Origin of the sequence: Chryseobacterium sp. R2ACT005 (assembly GCF_049949215.1) — a bacterium.
Lineage (GTDB): Bacteria > Bacteroidota > Bacteroidia > Flavobacteriales > Weeksellaceae > Chryseobacterium.
Genome location: NZ_CP188192.1, coordinates 3,282,894 through 3,302,258, shown reverse-complemented (window position 1 = coordinate 3,302,258; position 19,365 = coordinate 3,282,894). Strand labels below are relative to the sequence as shown.

Genomic DNA, 19,365 nt, shown 5'->3' with positions numbered 1-19,365 from the left:
TGAAAAATGTAGGGTGAGGTTCATTAAGAAAGTTTATCTTTCATTTTTCTATTGATCCATTTTTTGGATAGAGTATGCTCTGACGGCAATGCGTACATGCCTCCTGAAAGTATATATAGTAAGCTGTTCCAAAAATTATTTTTTCTATAGAATTCATGACTGTAGTTAGTTAATACTTTTAAGTATTCGTGTTCATATTTCTTTGCTTCCTGTAATGTGTAATTTTTCGGAATATCTTTAATAATATCCATAGTGGTTTGGTTAAAGATTTTAGGCGAATATTTTTCTATAAAGTCAGATTCAAGCCTGCACATACCAATAAGTGGAATGAATAAAGAAAAAATTTCATCATAAAAGTTACAAATACCTGTTTTCCATGATAACCTTTCTTCTTCCGGTAAAATTTGGATAGCCAAATGGATGAGTTTTTTATGGCTTGCTTCCAGCTCATCTGTATAGGTTTTGTTTTGCTTCCAGAATATGAGTGAATTGATTTTATTTCTTTTAATAATATTCTCCAATAAATATTCAAACTGTATTCTAATGTATTTTATACTGTCGCTTAGATCTTCTAAAACAGACTGCCACAGATTATGCTGGCTTAAACTGCAATGAGTACTAAATACCAATCTTGATTTGTTATTGAGAATCTGTAATTCCTTTAACATGCGAAGAACTTCCTTCGTGTCTCTTTCTAAGGTGATGTTGGTATTTCTGATGTAAAATAAAGAAACAAATTGTGAGTAATAGGCCCTTCTTGAAATATTTTTTTTATTTCTGAGTCCCAATTTGTTCTTTGGATGATTAGTCAGCTTTTTCATTGGGAGTTATTGTATATTATTTTTTTTGATGTCCCTTTTTCAAAGGATTTTTGCTGTCTTATAAGGGAAATAAGATATTGTCTTAAATCTCTGATCGTAATATTTTTCTCTGCAAAAGAAAAAAATAATGGAGTTTCGTCTAAAAGGTCATACAGTTCAGGAAATTCTTTTTGAATCTCAACTGTTTTTTTTAATATCTTTTTTGTTAAAACTGATATAGTATCTACATTATTCATAGCCGCTTTTTATTATTGTTACGATCATCTTAAAGCGATTATTTCCTTTTATCGAATGAGATATATGGCCAGGAATAATTATGCATTCACCTTCTTCCATAAAATAAGTAGCTCCGTCTATAATAATTTCTGCTTTACCTTCAATAATTTGTGCAACAGTGTCAAAAGGAGAAATCTTTTCAGATAACCCTTCTTTGTCATCAAAAGATAAAACACTGATATTGCCGGTCAGTTTTTCCATTATTTTTTTGCTGACTACAGAATTTGGAATGTAATCTACAATCTGGCTGGTAATATATACTTTCGATTTTTCAAGTTCTCTATGATTCATCACATTGGGTTTAAACATAAAAAGAGTAGATGGTATTGTAAATAAAAGGGACAGAACTGTCTAATATTCCATCCCTTTTCCAGTAAAACTTTTGATAAATATATCTTTTCATTGGCTTTAGCTGTCCTTGAAAACAATTTATGAAAGATTGATTTCTTTGATAATATTGAGAACTTCTTCACGGTTTTTTCTTAATCTGTTTCCGATTCTTTCCAGCATTTCCTTTTCTTTACCTTCTTCAAATTTCAGATCGTGATCCGTTAATGTTGAGAATTTTTCTTTCAATTGTTTTGACTGTTCAATCCAGTCTCCAGGAGTTTTGAAAAATTTGTCGCCTTTGTTGTGGTTTGTGTCCATAAGGTGGATTTTAGTGTAACTTCATTGCTACAGTACAAAGTTGGGTATTTAATAATCTATTGTATTACAGATTGTTTCTTTTATGTTGCAGATATCACACTTTTACGAAATTTCGGATTGTTTTGAGCATCTGAAATCCGGTCGTTTATAAGCTGTAAAAAGTTGGTGACTCTGATGAAGTGACGAACATTATTGAGCCTTAGGAAATGATTACAAACTTAAAATATTACTATATAATTTCAAATAAGTGATTGATTATTCGTACCTTGCTGAATAACTACATTGAACTGATGATCTAGACTCTTAGTTCCGGCATATTCTCTTCTTTTCATCATTTAATATTTCCGGTATATCGTCATCTCTAGTCTGCTTCAAATCATTAATAAAACTGTTTTGAAAAGGAAAATATAAATCTATTGAATTTTTCCAAAAGACCATTCAACTGTAAAAAATATTAGTGTTTTTATGAATATTAAAAAATATTTATGGATGTGGACTTTTTTAGTTCCTATCTTGGCGTGGCTTTCGTATGTTGGAAATTCTGTTTTTTCTTCAGGGTATTATTCTGTGATTCTTACTTTATTTCTGATAGGAAGTGTTTTGGCTGCAGTGTATCATTCTGAAGTTATTGCCCATCGTTTGGGGGAGCCATTCGGAACTTTACTTCTGGCATTTGCCATCACGGTCATAGAAGTAGGACTTATTATTTCTATCATGATGGGAGCAAAAGGTTTAGAAACCATTACCCTTGCCAGAGATACTGTTTTTGCAGCAGTGATGATAATCCTTACCGGAATTATTGGGAGCTGTATTGTCATAGGTTCATTAAGATACAGAGAACAGAGCTTTACATTGCAGGGGGTAAGTACGGCACTCATTACGCTTACCTCCGTGATTATTTTTGTGCTTATTCTGCCTAATTATACGATAAGTCATCTCGGAGGCGAATATACATCCTTTCAATTGCTTTTTATTGCCTTGATTTCTTTAGGGCTTTATCTCGGATTTACTATGATCCAGACGTTTAGACACCGAAGCTTTTTTATTTCTCCGCAAAATAAACTATCCAAAAATGAGCCTGTACAAAGTAGTCATGAAATGATTTCCCGAAAACAATTGTATATCAGTTGTATATTATTGATCTTATCCCTGGGAATAGTCGTTTTTCTGGCAAAGCTTCTTTCAAAGGATGTTGAGCATATAGTTGTTTCAGTGGGTGCTCCAAGGTCTTTGGTAGGTATTATAATTGCTGGTATTGTTCTCCTTCCGGAAGGATTGGCTGCATTCAGGGCTGCAAAAAGTGATGAAATTCAAACCTCATTAAATCTGGCTTTTGGTTCTGCTTTAGCAAGTATAGGACTAAGTATTCCTGCCATTGCCATTATATCTGTAATGACTGGTATACGAATGACATTGGGAATAGATATCAAATCAACAATACTTTTAGGGCTGTCGCTTTTTATTATTACTGTTTCACTGGCAACGGGCAGAACCAATATTATGCAGGGAATTGTATTGATTGCGATCTTTTTAATTTACCTTTTTATTACTATAGTTCCATAAAGCACCGAGTAATTAAGGGTTGTTATTTTGGAAAGCAGAGTCTTGCCATTAGATAGCTTACTGTTGATTCCGCTCCCTGATTGAGATTAACGTTTTTCTCTTCAAGGCCGTCATAACATCCACCTGTTGCAGGGTTATAAATAATCTGATGTAAGTGATTTTTCCCTAAAAACCAACTAAAAGCATTCCTCATCATCTGCAGGTATTTTTCATCCTTAAAAACCTTATAGAATGTAGATAAGGCCAGTATGGTATAAGCAACATCAATAGGCTGTTCACCACCAATTGATTCATGGCTTTTAACCGTTTCTTTCTGAAGCCATCCTTTGTTGGATATTACTTTGATGCCTCCTTTAATAAATATTTTCGAAAGCAAAAATTTGAATGATTCATTAGCAACTTGCTTATACATTTCGTCTTGGGTCGTAATCCATGCATACAATAAAGCCTCAGGGAGAACACTGTTTCCATAGGTAAGATAGCTTTCAAACCAATGCCAGTCTCTGTGTTTTTCATGCTGATACATTTTTACCAGTCGATTGGCCAGTTTTTTCAATAATGGAATATTGTTTTCAGAGTTTTGATAATGCAATCCTTTTATGATAAAAGCCATTGCTCGGGTAGAATGGATGTTCTCAATAGGTGAAAGACTTTTTTCAATGATAGACTCTGCTTCATCTGAAAACTGTTGCGGTAAGATTGTTTTTATTGAAAGAAGATATCCTAGTGCCCAGATAGCTCTTCCATTGGAATCTTCAAGATTGGTCTCATAATTCTGCTGTATAAATTCCTTATGTTGGTTTATATAATTGAGGAAGCTTCCATCCGGCTGCTGGCAAAACTTAATAAGCCTTAGATAAGTTAAGATTAAATCAAGGTCAGATTCATCTCTGCTCAGTTCATAATGTCTGCAGGCTACAATCATAGCACGGGCATTATCGTCCAAAGTATACCCGGAATTGATATCAGGTTTGTTGATTTTAGAAAACTGGATCATTCCAAAATCTGTTGTCATATTTTTGATATGGCTAAGATTGATGATGGGGAATGTATAATGTAATATCATGTTGTCTTTGCTGTATTGTTGAAATAATAGGGCGTGTGAAATAGATGAATTCTCCCAGGCTGTGGGAGCCATTTTTTCCAAACTATTTGAACGTAATTTTTCCTGTGTGCTTTCATTTTTCAGTAATGTATTCACAGCAGTAGCGAGTTGTTTCGGAGTTTCAAAATCAATAATAATTCCCAGATCTTCATTTAATACTTCTAGGGCATGTGGAATAGGAGTAGAAACAATAGGACATCCACAACTAATAGCATAGGAAAAGGTGCCACTCACCGCCTGGTGTCTGTCTTTTGAAGTGAAAAGATAGATATTGGTAAGCTGAAGATATTCTAACAACTCATCTAAAGGCAGATATTGATTGATAAAGTAAGTATGCTTTTCCAAATGGAGTCTTTTAATTGTGTCCTGCAAAAAATCACGGTATTTTTCACCTTCATACTTAATGACACCAGGGTGCGTTTTTCCAATAATCAAAAATATTACATCCGGATTTTGAGCAATGATTTCAGGTAGAGCTTCTAAAGTGGTTTCAATATTTTTACCAGAACCCAATAAGCCAAATGTTGAAAGTACCTTTTTATCTTTAAATCCGTATTTCGTTTTCAGTGAAATTTTATCGATAAATGGTAACAGGTGAGTACCATGGGGGATTACTTTAATTTTACCAGATGGAATATCATAATCAGTAGAAAGGATGTCCGCAGAAATACCTGTCATCACAATAATAGATTTGCAGAAACTGCTGATTTCTTTTACTTTTTCTTTTAACTCCCAGTCCGGTTTTGGCAAAACGGTGTGAAAAGTAATGATGACGTCTTTCTCTAAGTTTTGAAGAAAAAGCAGCAATCCGTTTTTGGCCTCAGTGAAAAATCCAAACTCATGCTGAAGCATAACCAGTTGAATCCTGTCATTTTTGTTGATTTTATCAGCCAGCTCCAAATAAGAAATAGCATCGGATGTATTTAAGCGATATTCAGGATTTTCTTCATATAGATGATGCTCCTCTTCAGTTTCCATTGGACAGATGATTATGTTAAATGATTCATTGAACTTGGTCTGAAGAGATTTTACTAAATCCTGACAATAAGTTGCAATACCACACACCTTTGGAGGAAAAGTACTTATAAAGATAATTTCTGGTTTATGATTAATTGTGTTTTTTCTATTTTGGACAGATCGTCTTTTTGTCTTTTCCTCCACGTCTGATTTTATATTTTTATTCATGTTGATATCTATTTTAAAGTATGATATTCTCTATAGAATAGTCAGTTATGATGTATACTGTAGTAATTCCTTCAGTAATTCCGGGATATTTAAAGAAGCAACAGCAATTCTTTTATCTGCAGCTCCGTAGTAAATATGGAGTGTATCTCCTTCTGCAATGGCTCCGGTAGGGAAACAGACATTGTTCACTTCTCCCTTCTGTTCCCATTCTTCTTCGGGTTTGAAAAGAGGGTAAGGAAGCCTTGAAATTTCTTTTTCGGGAGTATTAAGATCCAGTAAAGCAGCACATGCGCTGTAAACATATCCTTCAATAGTATCATGTACGCCATGGTATATCAAAAGCCACCCATGCTCAGTTTCTATAGGGGGACATCCTCCGCCAATGTAGCTTACTTCATGCTCATACAGAGGAGATAATATAATATGATCTTTAAAGTGAAGGAAATAATCTTTCCAGAAATCAGGATTCAGATCTTCAATGTTTTTTATACCTACAATTTGAATATCGGGTCTTATGCGATGAAGAAAATAAAGCTTACCGTTAATCCTTCTTGGGAAAAATATCACATTTTTATCCCACAGGAAGACATCTTTATCCTTTGTAAGAGTAGGGGGGAGTTTGTTGAAACGTCTGTACTTTTCTGCTATTTCACCTTGGGATTCTGATAAAAATCTAAACTTGTTGTATGGAATTTTGGGAACAATTATGCCCTTTTTTTGCCATGACGTAAGATCCTCCGATACAGCAAGTGCTCCCAGTGCATTAATCCCGTCATAACTGGTATAGGTAAGATAAAACAAATGATCGATTTTTACGATTCTTGGATCTTCAACACCATGTTTTTCGTATTCAAACTCGGGGATGATAACCGGCTTGCTCAACCGGGTTTCTATTGTCTTATAATCTGATAGTATACAGTATCCGATACTGGAGAAATTATTCTTTGCAAGAGCCCTGTAAAATAAATGTATTTTTCCGTTATCCTTAACAACTGCGGGGTTTAAAACACCTTCACTCTCAAAGTCTAAAGTCGTTTTTCTGAGTATAATTCCGTCTTTTTTCGGGGATACCATTTAGTTGCCGGTATTTTGGGCTTCGTTTTCCCTGTCTCTTCGTTTATTCATTTTTTCCTCCCGTTTCTCTTTTGCGGATTTTGCGGGTGGAGTTTTATCTGACTTCTTTTTTCCGTCTTTTTCTTTTGACATTGTGAAATATTTTTTGTTACCTGTAAATTTCAATCATTAAAAAAGGAAAGCTTTGCAATTGTCTTTCAATTTGTTGTATAAATCATAGATATTTCCGATTTAATAGAGTAACTTTGAGTAAATGTCTGTTAATGAAATAATTGGCAGTATAAATAGTAAAGGGGATGAAGTTGTATATAAAATATATGGTAAGTTTGCGCTGCAAAATGGTTGTTCATCAGGAATTGGAAAGGCTGGGCATTAAAAATGCTATTGTAGATTTGGGAACTGTAGAATTATTGGATGATATCAGCGTTGAACTAAGACAAATTCTAAAAGAAAACTTACTTAAAACAGGGCTTGAGATATTAGATGACAAAAAAAGCATCCTGATAGAGAAAATAAAAAATGTAGTCATAGAAATGATTCATTATTCAGATGCACTCCCAAAAGAAAACTTCTCAGATTATATAAGTGAAAAATTAGGATATGATTATACCTACCTTGCGAACACCTTTTCTGAAGTGAAAGGAATGACCCTGCAACATTTTATCATTATTAATAAAGTAGAAAAGGTGAAAGAATTATTGTTGTATGATGAACTCAATCTTACAGAAATCTCCTATAAACTCAATTACAGTAGTGTGGCCCATCTCTCTAACCAGTTTAAAAAGATTACAGGTCTTTCCCCTTCATTTTATAAACAGTTGAAACAAAAACGTCTTGGAAACCTGGAAGACTTATAAAAGGTGTGATATATGTAAGATTATCCCGGATATATACAGTATAATATATTCTTAAACAGTCATCTTTGTATCATAATAATCAGGAATTTATCAGATCCATTAAAGTTTATATCATCATAAATAGTACAATTTTTGACAGGAAAATATAGTGTGCAGTTGGAAATATTCATATGCAAAATGTTGTTCTCCGATATTTGATAGCATCGCAGTAGTAAATAAAGACAAGGAAAAGCGAATTATACACCATGATAAAATTAATAGGCTTAAGGATTCTCAATTTTAATAATGAGCATATTAAAATCCCGATAAAACAGTAGATCTGTTTTCAGAAGGTTTTAATTAATTAAGGATAGGAACCTATGGTTTCTGTCCTTTTTAACCATATTGATGTACAATAAATTTCATCAACTGAATCCACAAAAAGAAATCTGTTTGAACATTAATGAGTAAACAGCGTTTTTATATATAAACAGACTTTTCTTATTATTACCCTAATGCCAGAAGTAATGAAAACAATACATCTTTTTCAGTTTAAGAATTCCATTTCCCGAAAGCTTCCTTTTTTTAAGGAAGAATGTAGATTAGATAATTTAAATGATTTAATGGTCTGTGACCTAATGAACACCGAAAAAGTGACCGAGTTCATTATTGAGGTTCATGATGATTTTATTTTTGAAGATATGACCAGAGAAAATCTTTTGTCAATGTGCGGAAATGCAAAGGAAATGATTGAGCATTATTTTGTAACAACAATGAATGATTATGACGTTATCTGAATATTAGCTTCAGTAGTGTAAAAAGCTTTTTAGATTAACATTAAACATTCGATGTATGAAATTTTAGCAAAATTTACTTGATTACATCACTCATTACAATGAATGAAACAGTATCTATAGCAGAAGCGTAATTTCGGGATTGTGTGTAGTAGATGTGAGAAAAAAGTTGATATGTCTAAATTGATTGATCAGCCGATGGAGAGCATTGGAAATATTGCCAAACTCTATACAGAAGAAAATAGTATAACAAAAAGGAAAATAATGGATTCGACTTTTCCTGAAAAATTTGAATTTGACGGAGATATTAGTCAAATAATTAGAGGTTAATATTTTATTATCATATATCTTGCAGATAAACAGTAATTTAGGAGCAAAAAAAACCGGAGAAAAAGTGAATTATCACCTTTCTCCGGTCTTGTACCCAGGACCGGGATCGAACCGGTACTCCTAAGAACTGGTGTTTGAGACCAGCGCGTCTACCAATTCCGCCACCTGGGCTTGATGTTGAATTCAAACGTGATGTTTGTTTCAAATTGGTGTGCAAATATAGGAACTTTTTTCAATGTTCAAAAGCTTTTTGAAGAAAAATTTTTAAAAGTTGAGCTCCAAACCATCGTAGGCAAGGTGTATTCCGGCCGGAAGCTGCTTGTCTTCAATATTATGCAGCCCTAAATGATGGCTGATATGTGTTAAAAATAATTTTTTCGGTTTTAGCTCTTCAAACAGTTTGATGACGTCCGGAAGAATAAAATGGGCAGGATGGGGGTCAAATTTTCTGATACAGTTTAATATCAGGACATCCAGATTCTTCAGCTTTTCCTTTTCTGTTTCAGAAATGAATCCGGCATCTGTAATGTAGGCAAGGTTTTTAAATTTGTATCCAAATACGGTAATTTTATAGTGGATCACTTCTACGGGAGTGATTTCTGTGTCCAGTACGTGAAAAGGTTTGTTTTCAATTTCATGAAGTTCAAAAGCGGGCGCACCGGGATACCTTACATCTGCAAAAGCGTAAGGAAACCTATTTTTAATTTCGTGAGCGACTCTTGAATAGCAGTAGAGAGGAACATCTTTTCCACTCTTAAAAATCAATGGACGCATATCATCAAGCCCGATTACGTGGTCATTATGCTCATGAGTAATCAACGCAATATCTACGGTATGTTCTTGGTTGGTAAGCATTTGCTGCCTGAAATCCGGACCGCAGTCGATCAATATTTTTTTATTTTCCTCCGTAGTCATCATCACGGAAGAACGTAAACGTTTGTCTTTGGGATTTTCAGAAGTACACACTTCACATGTACAGCCTATAACGGGTACACCTTGAGAAGTACCGGTTCCTAAAAATTTCAACTTCATTTTGTTTTGAGGTTGGTTTAATTTTGGTAAATTTACAAAAAATTTCATGTCCTAATGTATCAGAAACTAACTCCTAAACAAAAAGCATTAACAATTAATCTAGATCCTACTATTTATGGTACTTTCGCAGAAATTGGAGCAGGGCAGGAGACTGTTCGCCACTTTTTTAGAGCAGGAGGAGCTTCCGGTACGATTGCTAAAGCGATGTCTGCGTATGACAAAGATTTTAGTGATGCCATCTACGGAAAGGAAGTAAAAAACAGATACGTTACCCAAAACAGGCTTCGAAAAATGCTTCGATATGAAGTAGCTTTGATTGAAGAAAGAATTTCAAGAGATAATAATCCTGATAGAAAATTTTTTTCTTATGCCAATACGGTAACAACCATCAATTTTGACAAGACTGTAAAAGGCCATGGCTGGGTAGGAATTCGTTTTCAGACCAAAGAAAATGAAGATTACAATGAAATCGTGATTCACGTAAAATTCAAAGAAAATGATGCTACCCTTCAGCAGGAAACCTTAGGGAATCTTGGGGTAAATCTTATTTTCGGGGCTTTCAATTACTTTGACAATCCAAGAACTTTAGTAGAATCTTTATACGATGATGTTGCAAAAGACAACCTGGAAATTGATATGATTGATTTCAGCGGACCTGCTTTTGCCTATGTTGATAACAGACTGATGTCTCTTCAGCTGGTGAAAAATGGAATGACCGATGCAGTGATTTTCAATTCTCAGGGCAGTAATATGCTTCCGGCAGATGTATTGTACAAGAAAAATATTTTCGCGGTAAGGGGAAGTTTCAGACCGGTAACGAAAGTAAACATTGATATGCTTAAAAATGGGATGGATATGTTTTTCAAAGACGCTATCTGCACCCATGAAGAAACAGAAGTTCTAATCGAAATCACTATTTCCAATCTGAGAGCAGATGGAGATATTGATGAAAGAGATTTCCTTGATAGAGTAGATATTCTTGGTAAACTGGGCTATACTGTTATTATTTCAAACTTCTCTGAATATTACAGACTGATCGATTATTTCGCATCTTATACAAGTGGAGATATTGGTGTAGCGATGGGAGTAAATAACCTTTTGATGGTATTTGATGAAAAATACTATAAAGATATGTCAGGAGGAATCCTTGAAGCATTCGGGAAATTTTTCAGAAACGGAATGAGAGTATATCTTTATCCATATAAAGATCCTGAAACTCACCAGTTGCTGGATTCTTCAAACCTGAAAGTAGAAGAAAACCTGAAAGAACTCTATAAATATTTCAAACACAACAATCGTATTGTAGATATTACGAACTATAATCCGGAGTTTCTGGAAATCTACTCAAGAGAAATTTTGAGAAAAATAGCATGTTGTGTGAAAGGCTGGGAAAGCCAGGTTCCGGAAGGCGTAGCAGAAATGATTAAAGAGCGTGGAATGTTCGGATATAAAGAAGAACTTTCCCTAAAACAATTCTCTTAAAAAAATATATACAATGTCAGAATTAAAGAAAAGACTTTCCTCAATTCTTGAAAGTCCTAAACATAATACAGAAGAAAAACTTGAAAAAGTTTGCCACTTGTTGGATCAGGAAATTTCTTATTTCAACTGGACGGGTTTCTATTTCAAAAACGGAGATAAGGAAGAATTGATTTTAGGTCCTTATGTAGGAGCACCAACAGATCATACCATTATTCCTTACGGTAAAGGAATCTGCGGACAGGTTGCGGTTTCCAATGAAACATTTGTAGTTCCTGATGTAAATGAAGAAAGCAATTATTTAAGCTGCTCTATTGATACAAAAGCAGAAATTGTAGTTCCTATCTTTAAAGACGGAAAAAACATCGGCCAGATTGATATTGATTCTCATAAAGTAGACCCTTTCACTAATGAAGACCGTGAATTATTAGAATGGCTTTGTAACGAAGTTTCTAAGGTTTTATAGTAGAATTTCAATAAGAATACAATATAGACTCCGGCTTTTATAGTCGGAGTTTTTTATAAGTATAGCCGGAAATTTCTAGCCTTACTATTCAGAAATTATGGATTATAAGTGGTAATAACAAACATGATTAAAGGTTCGTCTCCTGTATTTTCAATAGAATGATATCCTATAGAACTGATGGCTGTAATATCTCCTTTCTTAATAACTTTCTTTCGTATGGATCCCTCAAGTCCGGTTCTTTCACGATATTCTCCGGTTCCGTGAATGACCACGTACAGTTCCTGCTCATTTCTTTGGTTGTGCGTATGAAACCCGGATTCATCACCTTTATTCAGTAAAACCATATACGCTGCAAGGCGATTATTGGCTAATTCCTTCTGATCAAACATCTGTAGCATATATACAGTCCCTTTTCCACCGTACATATTCTGACGTTTATCCATTTGTGTGATGGCTCGTTCATTCTTTTCAAAAGCCATTACATAAAGATTGATGTATTTTGAAACTTCCTGAATAACGTGATCAAATTCTGCTCCTTCAGATAATATAACTGTATCGGACATGTGAGTTTAAAGTTTAATGTTTCAGAGTTTAAAGTTAATGGTCAAAAAAATTAGCTTTGCTGCATCAGGTGAATTTCAGCCAATAATTCTTTAAAGTAATTCTCACATTTTGCAATATGAGTTCCATACCAGGAAAATGCTTCACCATCTACAATCATGATTTTTTTATCAGGGTAAAAAGCCTGCAGCTCTTCAATATGTTTTTCTTTAAAGGGAAATGGTTCGGAAGAAAGCATGATAACCTCTGCATCTGCAAGATCTTCAGTAGTAATCTGAGGATAGCGGGTTTTATCTTTGAAAATATTCTCAAAGCCAATTTCTGATAAAATCCTATGAATAAATGTATCTGAACCAATGGTCATATAAGGATTCTTCCAGATAAGATAAGCCGCTTTCAGAGGTGTTTCCAGCTTGGCCTGATTTAGTATTTCATATATTTTAAGATTAAAAAGCTGTGCTCTCTCTTCCTTTCCGAAAAGTTGTCCGAGATTTTTAAGCAGATAATAATTGTCCTCAATCGTTTCAACATTCGTCACCGTTACTTTAAAGTCATCCATTAAAGCTTCTACCTGGTCTTTTACATTCTCTTCCTTATTGGCAAGAATAAGATCCGGCTGTAATGCTTTTATTTTCTCGATATTTATATTCTTGGTTCCACCGATTATGGGTACATTTTTTATTTTATCCTGAGGGTGAATGCAGAATTTTGTTCTCCCGATAACTTTATTTTCGGTGAGTCCAAGGTCAAATAAAGCCTCAGTTATTGAAGGTACAAGTGAAACGATTTTCATATTGGCATGTTAGATGATGCCTAAAATTACAAAAGTTTTCCGGTTAAGAAAAGTCCGGCTACGGTAAAATAGATAATAAGTCCCGTCACATCTACCAATGTTGCTACAAACGGAGCCGAAGAAGTAGCTGGGTCAAGGTTTAATTTCTTTAAGACAAACGGGATCATAGAACCGGATAGCGTTCCCCACAACACAATGGCAATTAATGAAACTGAAACGCTTAATCCAACGTAAGCCCAGTACTGGCCATAATCAAAAAGACCAATCTGCTGCCAAAGCATGATTCTTATAAATCCTATAACTCCCAAAATTGCCCCAAGACATAATCCGGAGATAATTTCTTTTTTCATGACATACCACCAGTCTTTAAGACTGATCTCCTGAAGCGCCATTGCACGGATAATTAATGTTGCTGCCTGCGATCCGGAGTTTCCTCCACTGGAAATAATCAACGGAACAAATAGAGCAAGAACAACAGCTTTTTCAATTTCTTTATCAAAATATCCCATTGCAGAAGCTGTCAGCATTTCCGAAACAAATAAAATGATCAGCCAGGTTGCTCTTTTTTTGATCATTTCAGTCCAGGAGGTCTGGATGTAAGGAAGATCCAATGCTTCCAATCCCCCGAATTTCTGAATATCTTCCGTATTCTGCTGTTCAATCTGATCGAGAATATCGTCAATTGTTACAATTCCTACCAGAACACCGGCTTCTGTAATGATTGGAAGAGCGCCACGGTCATACTTTTCAAAATAAGTTACTGCATCTTCTTTGGAAGTTGTAGTGGTAATCGCCACGAAATGATTGTCTGTGATATCAGAAACCAGTGTATCTTCCTCTTCCAACAGCAAAGTTCCGATAGCAAGGTCATCAATCAGGCGGTTTCTTTCATCCACCACATACAGGTAGTTCATGGTTTCCACTCTTTTTCCTACCTTTTTGATCTGCTGAAGACATCTCTTTACTGTCCATTCCTTACGGATCTGAATATAATAAGGCGTCATCAGACGGGCAATAGAGTCTGAATTGTATCCAAGAAGTTTTAAAGCAATTCTTCTTTCCTGAGGGTTAAGATGATTGATAGAATATTTGATAAGCTCATCCGGAAAATCCTCGAAAAGAGCAGTCCTGTCATCCGGAGTCATTGCATTCAGGATCTCAGAAACTTCATCGCTTCCGATACTTCTGATGGTATCTTCCTGAAAATCAGGATCAAGGTGTGAAAAAACCTCTGCTTTGTATTCTTTCGGAACCTTCAGGAACGCGAGCAGTCTCTCATCAGCAGGAAGTTCGCTGAGAGTTTCGGCAATATCGGCAGGGTTGAAGATAAGTTCGTCTCTAGAATTCAAAACGTGAAATTTTTTGGATATGCAAAAATAATTCAAATTTTTAAGACTGAGCAATAAAGTGGCAAAATTAAGGATTAATTAAAGTTTATCACTTCAGTATAAGGCCAAAAAAAAACACCCGCCGAAGCGAATGTTAAAAAATTAAATTTAAATTCCAATATTCTTTAAATTGGTTCACATTCCGAGGTAGGGATGTATGTGCAGACAGCATTTGTACAGCACTGGTAGGGGCCGCAATCTGAGTTGTCCCCACACTTTTTTATTCCGCTTCCTTTAATATTTTTTTGCTGCAGCCTGTTGAGCTTCTTAAGATTTGAATTTTTCATGGTAATCAAATATAGTAAGATTAAGGCTCTATCGGACAGTCATGATCCCAACATTCTCCGTTACAGCAATATCCCACAGAACATGGTCTTGTTATACTGCATCTGAAGGGGCCGATGCCGCCGTTGATCTCTTTAGCAGCTTGTCTGCTGAGTTTCTTTAAGTTTTTCATATGGTTTAGATTTAATGTTAAACTAAAATAGTAAATATTTTCATATTATTCATTTGGTGGTGAAAATATTTTACTATAAATAAAGGTTTTGTTTAATTTTTAAATAAAAAACACCTACAAGTGCAGGTGTCTGTAATGATCATATATTATTCCAGGGGACATGGATTCACAACACAGATGTTATGACAGCACGAACCGCCCGGACATTCGTAATGTTCTGTACATTTTTTGAAAGGTCCGCTCCCTTTGATTTCCTTTTGTACTTGCCTGCTGAGTTTTTTTAGATTTTTCATGATATTTTATTTTATGTGAGTGGGTTAAGTTTTTTATATTCTATTCAAGACAGATGAACGGTGAACAAATGCCATAGCAGCAATATCCTACAGTGCACGGGTTACTGTCACTGCATCTTTCAATGGATCCTCCATTGATTTGTTTTGCTTTTTCTCTACTGAGTTTCTTTAGATTTTTCATAGGGTTTATTTAATATTGAACTAAAATAGTAAAAAATATTTAATAATTCCTTATTTGGTGAAAATATTTAATTGTTAATCAGTTATTTATGATGTGTTTAAATTAAAAAGCACCTGTTTCATAGGCGTGAACAAGTGCTTTATTTAACATGAAAATATTTATAATTCAGGGCATGGATACACTACACATACTCTGTGACAGCATGATCCACCCGGACATTCAAAAGGATATTGACATTTCTGAAGATGTATGATATTTCCTGAGATTTCTTTCTGACTGTTTCTGTTCAGTCTTTTTAAATTTAAATTTTTCATAATAATTTAGATTTAAGATCAAACTAAACTAATGAAAACATTCAAAGTATTGATATACATGTAGATATTCTGCAGGATAAAGGCTATGAAAGAATTATGAATTATGAATTATGAATTATGAATTATGAATTATTCTGGTATACCTAACTGACGTTGAGAGTGAAAATTCACGATTGACTTGCGAAGCAAAATTGACCATTGATTATCAAAGGTCTTATATTCCAACTTTAAACTTTAAACTTTAAACTTTAAACTCAAAGCACTGCTTCCGTTGACTTCAGCTTTCTCAGCTTTTTTATGATTCCTTTTATAGCTCCTTCGGTTCCTATTTTAACAGAGTTTACTGTTGAACCCAGCAGGCGCATATTTTTTCGGTAAGTATCATAGTCTGTTTCCGTGACAAGATTTCCGTCAGAACCAAAAAGTTTCATGCTGACAACTACCTGATTGGAGAAAACATATTTTCCCAAGCCTACTTTGAAATACCGTACTTTGGAAACAATCGCAAAATCAGCATCGTTATTGAGGCAGTAATCTGCGATGGTCTGTTTATCTATGCTGTCAAAGGGAACCTGAACTTCCGCCCGGAGCATTTTATTTCTTCTGCTGCTGAAATTATCGGAAACAGCGTCAAAGAATGCATTGTTGGTGGGATCTTTTATCTCATCAACATCAGGCTCTACTTCAGGATTGAAGTACAGAACTTTTTTTATTTTGTCATCAGCCGTTTTCTGAGCTTTTACCGAAGTAATGCCGATGAATAAAAAAGTTGTAATTGCCGTAAAGAATATAATTTTTTTCATTTGTAATTCGAATGCAAAATTACTGCCTTTTCGTTGGATTGCATAAAATTTATTAAGAAATTTTTAACATTTTTTTCTATCAAATTTGATTTATGAAATCAATAATGTTTGCAGAATCAAAAAATAGTCGTAATTTTGCACCCGTTACATAATAATCATTAAACAATATTGGAATGTACTTAACAACAGACAAAAAGCAGGAAATTTTCGCAAAACACGGAAAATCTGCACAAGACACAGGAAGTGCTGAAGGACAAATCGCTCTTTTCACTTTCAGAATCAATCACTTATCTCAGCACTTAAAGGCTAACCGTCATGATTTCAACACAGAGAGATCTCTAGTGAAATTGGTAGGTAAGAGAAAAAGTTTACTAGATTACCTTAAAAACAAAGATATCGCAAGATATAGAGCAATTATTGCTGAACTAGGTTTAAGAAAATAATCTATAAAGATTTTCAAAATAAAAAGCAACTTCGAAAGAGGTTGCTTTTTTATTTTATATTACTGTGACTCTTTAACCACAAAAGGGACAAAGCTTTTTAGAAACTATTAAATGTTTGAGAAGAGCACTTAAGTTTTTTTAAAGTCTTTGATTTTCATGTGATATAAAGAGTATTTAGATTCCTACGGAATGGTACAATTCAAATGGAGTTGTATTCATGCAATTTGTCATTCCGTAGGAATCCAGCTTTTATTATTCATAAAAAGATTACAACTTAAGCCAATAGCACAACTGAAGGTGCACTAATTCCCATCCTCCGGAGGGGTGGCGAAAATTCAAAGAATTTTTGACGGGGTGGTTAATTGCTATCTTTTCCAATCTTCCCCAAATGCGTATTCTGAAAACTGTCCGGATACTTCAATCCATAGCCCAGAATTCTGTCAAAAGCTGAATGAGAAAATAAAATGGCTCCGGCCATTTGCAGATAGGGTAGAGATAGAGCTGTTCCGGCAAAATAAACAAGGATCGCTACTCCAAAATGATGGAAGAGATTATAGAAAAATGCTCCAACTTTGGTATTCACCGTATACCCCAGCATTGAAATGTCCGGAGTAAGAAATAGCCCTGCAAACCACCACCATGAATATCCCGTTTGGGCAAAAGCATAGATTCCTAATAACAGAAATGCTGCGTATTCAAGCTTTAATTGTATTTTCATATCATATTGTTAATCTATTAGATAAGTTCCTGTTTATTACAAAAAGTTACATTTTAAGATCAAAAAAAGAAAGCGGAACACCTTTGAGATATTCCGCTTATACATTTTGATATGATTGATTTTAATGACCAGATTTAGCTTCGGTATTCTCTACATGACCAAGATACTTGGTACAGTAAGCCCCGAAGATAAGAATAACCAGATAACAGAATACAGGAATGATGAATGAATGCTGTACGCCAAACTGATCTGCAAGGTAGCCCTGGAAAATAGGAACAATAGCTCCTCCCAAAATAGCCATTACCACTAAAGATGATCCCTGACTGGTATATTTCCCCAGTCCTGAAATGGCCAGGGTATAAATGTTAGAAAACATAATAGAGTTGAAAATTCCGATTCCTAGAATACTGTACATTGCCAGTTCTCCATGATTGACCATAGCAGAAATCAATAATAAAACATTGATCGCTGCAAAGATGGATAATGTTCTTGCCGGAGCTGCTTTACCCACGAAAAAGGCAATGAAATTAAGAACGATAAATACAAGGAAAAAGCTGATCTGAGAGAAAGTAAGGTTCACAATACTAAAGATAACAAGGAAAACAGCTCCAGCTGCCCCAAGCATATAAACAGCCTTTTTACTCTGGCTTAAAGATTGGTTCAAAGAAATGGCTCCAAGAAAACGGCCGATCATGGCTCCACCCCAATACAGGGAAAGATAGTTTTTGCTGATAATTTCATTAAATCCCATAATCTGTGGCTGCTCAAGGAAACTGATAATAAAACTCCCTACAGCAACTTCTCCGCCTACATAACAGAACATTGCAAATACTCCGAATTTCAGATGGCTGAACTCAAGAGCTCCCCAACCTTTTACCACTTCTTCTTCACCCATCTGGAATGAAGGAAGTTTAACTCTTGAAATCAACAGAGCTACCAATAAAAGGATTCCTGCGAAAATAAGGTAAGGGATTCTCGTTGCTACCGCACTGAATGACCCATCCGGAGAAGAGAAAAATTCAAAAATAAGATGGCCTCCAAGCACGGGAGCAATCGTTGTTCCGAATGCATTGAATGCCTGTGTCATATTCAGCCGGCTGGAAGCAGATTCTTCACTCCCCAGTAACGAAACATAGGCATTGGCAGTAATCTGCAGTACCGTAAAGCCTAGTCCCAAAATAAACAAAGCTCCCAAAAACAACGGATAATACGAGAAAGTAGCTGCCGGATAAAACAGGACACAGCCAAAAGCTGCCAGAAAAATTCCGAACAGAATTCCTTTTTTGTACCCTAATTTATTGATAGGATCTCCTTTTGTGATCGAGATCAGGAAATAAATCAGCGATCCGATAAAGTAAGCCCCGAAAAAGCAGAACTGTACCAGCATGGACTCGAAAAAGGTAAGATTGAAAAGTTGCTTCAGATAAGGGATCAGGATGTCATTCATACAGGTGATGAATCCCCACATAAAAAACAGCAGGGTGATGGTAATCAACGGAACCGTATAATTCCTGCTTTGCGATTGTACTTCTTTATTAATCATAAACATTTATTTATCTGTATAAGGATAAGTCCTTAACTTTTTTTTGCCTACAGCATTGCATTTTGTGAAGTAAGGCAAATATAGGGATCAACCTATGTTTCTGCAATAATTTTAATGGTTTTTATAATGAAATGTATACTTCTTTTCAATTCAGAATATTATTTCCATTTTTTGAGACAATAATACAAAAACAACAGCATTTTTCAATGCATTATCTTCAGAAAAATGCATTGAAATAATGAATAAGTTGAGATTACAGCTA

At 34.8% G+C, this 19,365-nt stretch carries 25 protein-coding genes and 1 tRNA gene; 7 read left to right on the top strand and 19 right to left on the bottom strand.

Going from position 1 to position 19,365, the window contains the following annotated elements; translation table 11 throughout:
• Positions 1–23 precede the first annotated feature (23 nt).
• From ACPF63_RS15065 to ACPF63_RS15050, 4 genes are all read right to left on the bottom strand, one after another.
• A complete protein-coding gene (locus ACPF63_RS15065; RefSeq protein ID WP_077415537.1) occupies positions 24–821 on the bottom strand; it encodes a hypothetical protein in 798 nt (265 codons plus the stop codon).
• Positions 818–1,057 (bottom strand): hypothetical protein, encoded by a 240-nt coding sequence (locus tag ACPF63_RS15060; protein WP_180565347.1) that lies wholly within the window; start codon positions 1,055–1,057, stop codon positions 818–820. The genes ACPF63_RS15065 and ACPF63_RS15060 overlap by 4 nt, the downstream gene beginning before the upstream one ends.
• Entirely contained in the window at positions 1,050–1,388 is a 339-nt protein-coding gene (locus ACPF63_RS15055; protein WP_426480466.1) for a cupin domain-containing protein, read from the bottom strand. The genes ACPF63_RS15060 and ACPF63_RS15055 overlap by 8 nt, the downstream gene beginning before the upstream one ends.
• Before the next feature lie 138 nt (positions 1,389–1,526).
• On the bottom strand, positions 1,527–1,745 hold the full coding sequence (locus tag ACPF63_RS15050) for a hypothetical protein (protein ID WP_077415531.1): 219 nt from the start codon (positions 1,743–1,745) through the stop codon (positions 1,527–1,529).
• A gap of 465 nt (positions 1,746–2,210) precedes the next feature.
• On the opposite strand from ACPF63_RS15050, the gene ACPF63_RS15045 reads away from it, so the two are divergent.
• Positions 2,211–3,308 (top strand): calcium:proton antiporter, encoded by a 1,098-nt coding sequence (locus ACPF63_RS15045; RefSeq protein ID WP_077415529.1) that lies wholly within the window; start codon positions 2,211–2,213, stop codon positions 3,306–3,308.
• 22 nt (positions 3,309–3,330) lie between these two features.
• Here ACPF63_RS15045 and ACPF63_RS15040 read toward each other — a convergent pair whose 3' ends face one another.
• The 3 genes from ACPF63_RS15040 to ACPF63_RS15030 are packed head-to-tail and all read right to left on the bottom strand — an operon-like array spanning position 3,331 to position 6,804.
• Positions 3,331–5,598: a glycosyltransferase gene (locus tag ACPF63_RS15040; RefSeq protein WP_426480465.1), complete on the bottom strand. Its 2,268-nt coding sequence runs from the start codon at positions 5,596–5,598 to the stop codon at positions 3,331–3,333.
• A 45-nt stretch (positions 5,599–5,643) separates the two neighbouring features.
• Complete coding sequence (locus tag ACPF63_RS15035; RefSeq protein WP_426480464.1) at positions 5,644–6,672, bottom strand: pesticidal protein Cry7Aa; 1,029 nt, start codon at positions 6,670–6,672, stop codon at positions 5,644–5,646.
• Entirely contained in the window at positions 6,673–6,804 is a 132-nt protein-coding gene (locus tag ACPF63_RS15030) for a hypothetical protein (protein ID WP_257468955.1), read from the bottom strand.
• 164 nt (positions 6,805–6,968) lie between these two features.
• On the opposite strand from ACPF63_RS15030, the gene ACPF63_RS15025 reads away from it, so the two are divergent.
• The 3 genes from ACPF63_RS15025 (at position 6,969) to ACPF63_RS15015 (ending at position 8,632) form a co-directional block, all read left to right on the top strand.
• Positions 6,969–7,529: an AraC family transcriptional regulator gene (locus ACPF63_RS15025; RefSeq protein WP_318849366.1), complete on the top strand. Its 561-nt coding sequence runs from the start codon at positions 6,969–6,971 to the stop codon at positions 7,527–7,529.
• A gap of 506 nt (positions 7,530–8,035) precedes the next feature.
• A complete protein-coding gene (locus ACPF63_RS15020; RefSeq protein ID WP_426480463.1) occupies positions 8,036–8,305 on the top strand; it encodes a heme oxygenase in 270 nt (89 codons plus the stop codon).
• 171 nt (positions 8,306–8,476) lie between these two features.
• Complete coding sequence (locus ACPF63_RS15015) at positions 8,477–8,632, top strand: hypothetical protein (RefSeq protein WP_426480462.1); 156 nt, start codon at positions 8,477–8,479, stop codon at positions 8,630–8,632.
• A 91-nt stretch (positions 8,633–8,723) separates the two neighbouring features.
• Here ACPF63_RS15015 and ACPF63_RS15010 read toward each other — a convergent pair.
• Together ACPF63_RS15010 and ACPF63_RS15005 are read right to left on the bottom strand one after the other, a co-directional pair.
• Positions 8,724–8,803, bottom strand: a tRNA-Leu gene (locus ACPF63_RS15010).
• 93 nt (positions 8,804–8,896) lie between these two features.
• The gene (locus tag ACPF63_RS15005) at positions 8,897–9,664 is read right to left on the bottom strand and encodes an MBL fold metallo-hydrolase (protein WP_426480461.1); all 768 of its coding nucleotides are present in this window, start codon (positions 9,662–9,664) and stop codon (positions 8,897–8,899) included.
• A 54-nt stretch (positions 9,665–9,718) separates the two neighbouring features.
• Here ACPF63_RS15005 and ACPF63_RS15000 point away from each other — a divergent pair, with 54 nt between their 5' ends.
• Positions 9,719–11,146, top strand: a complete 1,428-nt coding sequence (locus ACPF63_RS15000; RefSeq protein ID WP_077415524.1) for a nicotinate-nucleotide adenylyltransferase — start codon at positions 9,719–9,721, stop codon at positions 11,144–11,146.
• Positions 11,147–11,159: 13 nt separating this feature from the next.
• Entirely contained in the window at positions 11,160–11,609 is a 450-nt protein-coding gene (locus ACPF63_RS14995) for a GAF domain-containing protein (RefSeq protein ID WP_047381126.1), read from the top strand.
• Positions 11,610–11,704: 95 nt separating this feature from the next.
• Here the strand turns inward: ACPF63_RS14995 and ACPF63_RS14990 are convergent, their stop codons facing one another.
• From ACPF63_RS14990 to ACPF63_RS14955, 8 genes are all read right to left on the bottom strand, one after another.
• The gene (locus ACPF63_RS14990; protein WP_426480460.1) at positions 11,705–12,172 is read right to left on the bottom strand and encodes a cupin domain-containing protein; all 468 of its coding nucleotides are present in this window, start codon (positions 12,170–12,172) and stop codon (positions 11,705–11,707) included.
• Positions 12,173–12,222: 50 nt separating this feature from the next.
• Complete coding sequence (locus ACPF63_RS14985; protein WP_426480459.1) at positions 12,223–12,963, bottom strand: ABC transporter substrate-binding protein; 741 nt, start codon at positions 12,961–12,963, stop codon at positions 12,223–12,225.
• A gap of 26 nt (positions 12,964–12,989) precedes the next feature.
• On the bottom strand, positions 12,990–14,312 hold the full coding sequence (mgtE, locus tag ACPF63_RS14980; RefSeq protein ID WP_077415519.1) for a magnesium transporter: 1,323 nt from the start codon (positions 14,310–14,312) through the stop codon (positions 12,990–12,992).
• Between the two features lie 346 nt (positions 14,313–14,658).
• Positions 14,659–14,808, bottom strand: coding sequence for a bacteriocin-like protein (locus ACPF63_RS14975; protein WP_156121080.1), 150 nt, complete (start codon positions 14,806–14,808; stop codon positions 14,659–14,661).
• A 146-nt stretch (positions 14,809–14,954) separates the two neighbouring features.
• Entirely contained in the window at positions 14,955–15,101 is a 147-nt protein-coding gene (locus tag ACPF63_RS14970) for a bacteriocin-like protein (RefSeq protein WP_172625734.1), read from the bottom strand.
• A 40-nt stretch (positions 15,102–15,141) separates the two neighbouring features.
• Complete coding sequence (locus ACPF63_RS14965) at positions 15,142–15,282, bottom strand: bacteriocin-like protein (protein ID WP_175627217.1); 141 nt, start codon at positions 15,280–15,282, stop codon at positions 15,142–15,144.
• A gap of 158 nt (positions 15,283–15,440) precedes the next feature.
• Positions 15,441–15,596 carry a hypothetical protein gene (locus ACPF63_RS14960; RefSeq protein WP_426480458.1) on the bottom strand — a complete coding sequence of 52 codons (156 nt, stop codon included), beginning with the start codon at positions 15,594–15,596 and terminating at the stop codon, positions 15,441–15,443.
• Positions 15,597–15,850: 254 nt separating this feature from the next.
• On the bottom strand, positions 15,851–16,399 hold the full coding sequence (locus ACPF63_RS14955; RefSeq protein WP_077415517.1) for a pyruvate decarboxylase: 549 nt from the start codon (positions 16,397–16,399) through the stop codon (positions 15,851–15,853).
• A 173-nt stretch (positions 16,400–16,572) separates the two neighbouring features.
• Between ACPF63_RS14955 and rpsO the strand changes: the two genes are divergently transcribed.
• Positions 16,573–16,842, top strand: a complete 270-nt coding sequence (rpsO, locus tag ACPF63_RS14950; RefSeq protein ID WP_034692246.1) for a 30S ribosomal protein S15 — start codon at positions 16,573–16,575, stop codon at positions 16,840–16,842.
• Positions 16,843–17,200: 358 nt separating this feature from the next.
• Here rpsO and ACPF63_RS14945 read toward each other — a convergent pair whose 3' ends face one another.
• Entirely contained in the window at positions 17,201–17,560 is a 360-nt protein-coding gene (locus ACPF63_RS14945; protein ID WP_426480457.1) for a DUF4260 domain-containing protein, read from the bottom strand.
• Positions 17,561–17,681: 121 nt separating this feature from the next.
• Complete coding sequence (locus ACPF63_RS14940) at positions 17,682–19,103, bottom strand: sugar MFS transporter (RefSeq protein ID WP_426480456.1); 1,422 nt, start codon at positions 19,101–19,103, stop codon at positions 17,682–17,684.
• Between the last annotated feature and the right edge of the window lie 262 nt (positions 19,104–19,365).

What these genes read in the sequence shown, in the direction of transcription:
- ACPF63_RS15060 (WP_180565347.1), bottom strand. Translation starts at nt 1,057, where the DNA reads ATGAATAATGTAGATACTATATCAGTTTTAACAAAAAAGATATTAAAA.
- ACPF63_RS14940 (WP_426480456.1), bottom strand. Translation starts at nt 19,103, where the DNA reads ATGATTAATAAAGAAGTACAATCGCAAAGCAGGAATTATACGGTTCCG.
- ACPF63_RS15050 (WP_077415531.1), bottom strand. Translation starts at nt 1,745, where the DNA reads ATGGACACAAACCACAACAAAGGCGACAAATTTTTCAAAACTCCTGGA.
- ACPF63_RS14955 (WP_077415517.1), bottom strand. Translation starts at nt 16,399, where the DNA reads ATGAAAAAAATTATATTCTTTACGGCAATTACAACTTTTTTATTCATC.
- ACPF63_RS15015 (WP_426480462.1), top strand. Translation starts at nt 8,477, where the DNA reads ATGTCTAAATTGATTGATCAGCCGATGGAGAGCATTGGAAATATTGCC.
- ACPF63_RS14990 (WP_426480460.1), bottom strand. Translation starts at nt 12,172, where the DNA reads ATGTCCGATACAGTTATATTATCTGAAGGAGCAGAATTTGATCACGTT.
- ACPF63_RS15025 (WP_318849366.1), top strand. Translation starts at nt 6,969, where the DNA reads ATGAAGTTGTATATAAAATATATGGTAAGTTTGCGCTGCAAAATGGTT.
- ACPF63_RS15020 (WP_426480463.1), top strand. Translation starts at nt 8,036, where the DNA reads ATGAAAACAATACATCTTTTTCAGTTTAAGAATTCCATTTCCCGAAAG.
- ACPF63_RS15055 (WP_426480466.1), bottom strand. Translation starts at nt 1,388, where the DNA reads ATGAATCATAGAGAACTTGAAAAATCGAAAGTATATATTACCAGCCAG.
- ACPF63_RS15000 (WP_077415524.1), top strand. Translation starts at nt 9,719, where the DNA reads ATGTATCAGAAACTAACTCCTAAACAAAAAGCATTAACAATTAATCTA.
- ACPF63_RS14995 (WP_047381126.1), top strand. Translation starts at nt 11,160, where the DNA reads ATGTCAGAATTAAAGAAAAGACTTTCCTCAATTCTTGAAAGTCCTAAA.
- ACPF63_RS15040 (WP_426480465.1), bottom strand. Translation starts at nt 5,598, where the DNA reads ATGAATAAAAATATAAAATCAGACGTGGAGGAAAAGACAAAAAGACGA.
- ACPF63_RS14975 (WP_156121080.1), bottom strand. Translation starts at nt 14,808, where the DNA reads ATGAAAAACTTAAAGAAACTCAGCAGACAAGCTGCTAAAGAGATCAAC.
- ACPF63_RS15035 (WP_426480464.1), bottom strand. Translation starts at nt 6,672, where the DNA reads ATGGTATCCCCGAAAAAAGACGGAATTATACTCAGAAAAACGACTTTA.
- ACPF63_RS15045 (WP_077415529.1), top strand. Translation starts at nt 2,211, where the DNA reads ATGAATATTAAAAAATATTTATGGATGTGGACTTTTTTAGTTCCTATC.
- ACPF63_RS14985 (WP_426480459.1), bottom strand. Translation starts at nt 12,963, where the DNA reads ATGAAAATCGTTTCACTTGTACCTTCAATAACTGAGGCTTTATTTGAC.
- ACPF63_RS14960 (WP_426480458.1), bottom strand. Translation starts at nt 15,596, where the DNA reads ATGAAAAATTTAAATTTAAAAAGACTGAACAGAAACAGTCAGAAAGAA.
- ACPF63_RS15065 (WP_077415537.1), bottom strand. Translation starts at nt 821, where the DNA reads ATGAAAAAGCTGACTAATCATCCAAAGAACAAATTGGGACTCAGAAAT.
- ACPF63_RS14945 (WP_426480457.1), bottom strand. Translation starts at nt 17,560, where the DNA reads ATGAAAATACAATTAAAGCTTGAATACGCAGCATTTCTGTTATTAGGA.
- rpsO (WP_034692246.1), top strand. Translation starts at nt 16,573, where the DNA reads ATGTACTTAACAACAGACAAAAAGCAGGAAATTTTCGCAAAACACGGA.
- ACPF63_RS15030 (WP_257468955.1), bottom strand. Translation starts at nt 6,804, where the DNA reads ATGTCAAAAGAAAAAGACGGAAAAAAGAAGTCAGATAAAACTCCACCC.
- ACPF63_RS15005 (WP_426480461.1), bottom strand. Translation starts at nt 9,664, where the DNA reads ATGAAGTTGAAATTTTTAGGAACCGGTACTTCTCAAGGTGTACCCGTT.
- ACPF63_RS14965 (WP_175627217.1), bottom strand. Translation starts at nt 15,282, where the DNA reads ATGAAAAATCTAAAGAAACTCAGTAGAGAAAAAGCAAAACAAATCAAT.
- ACPF63_RS14970 (WP_172625734.1), bottom strand. Translation starts at nt 15,101, where the DNA reads ATGAAAAATCTAAAAAAACTCAGCAGGCAAGTACAAAAGGAAATCAAA.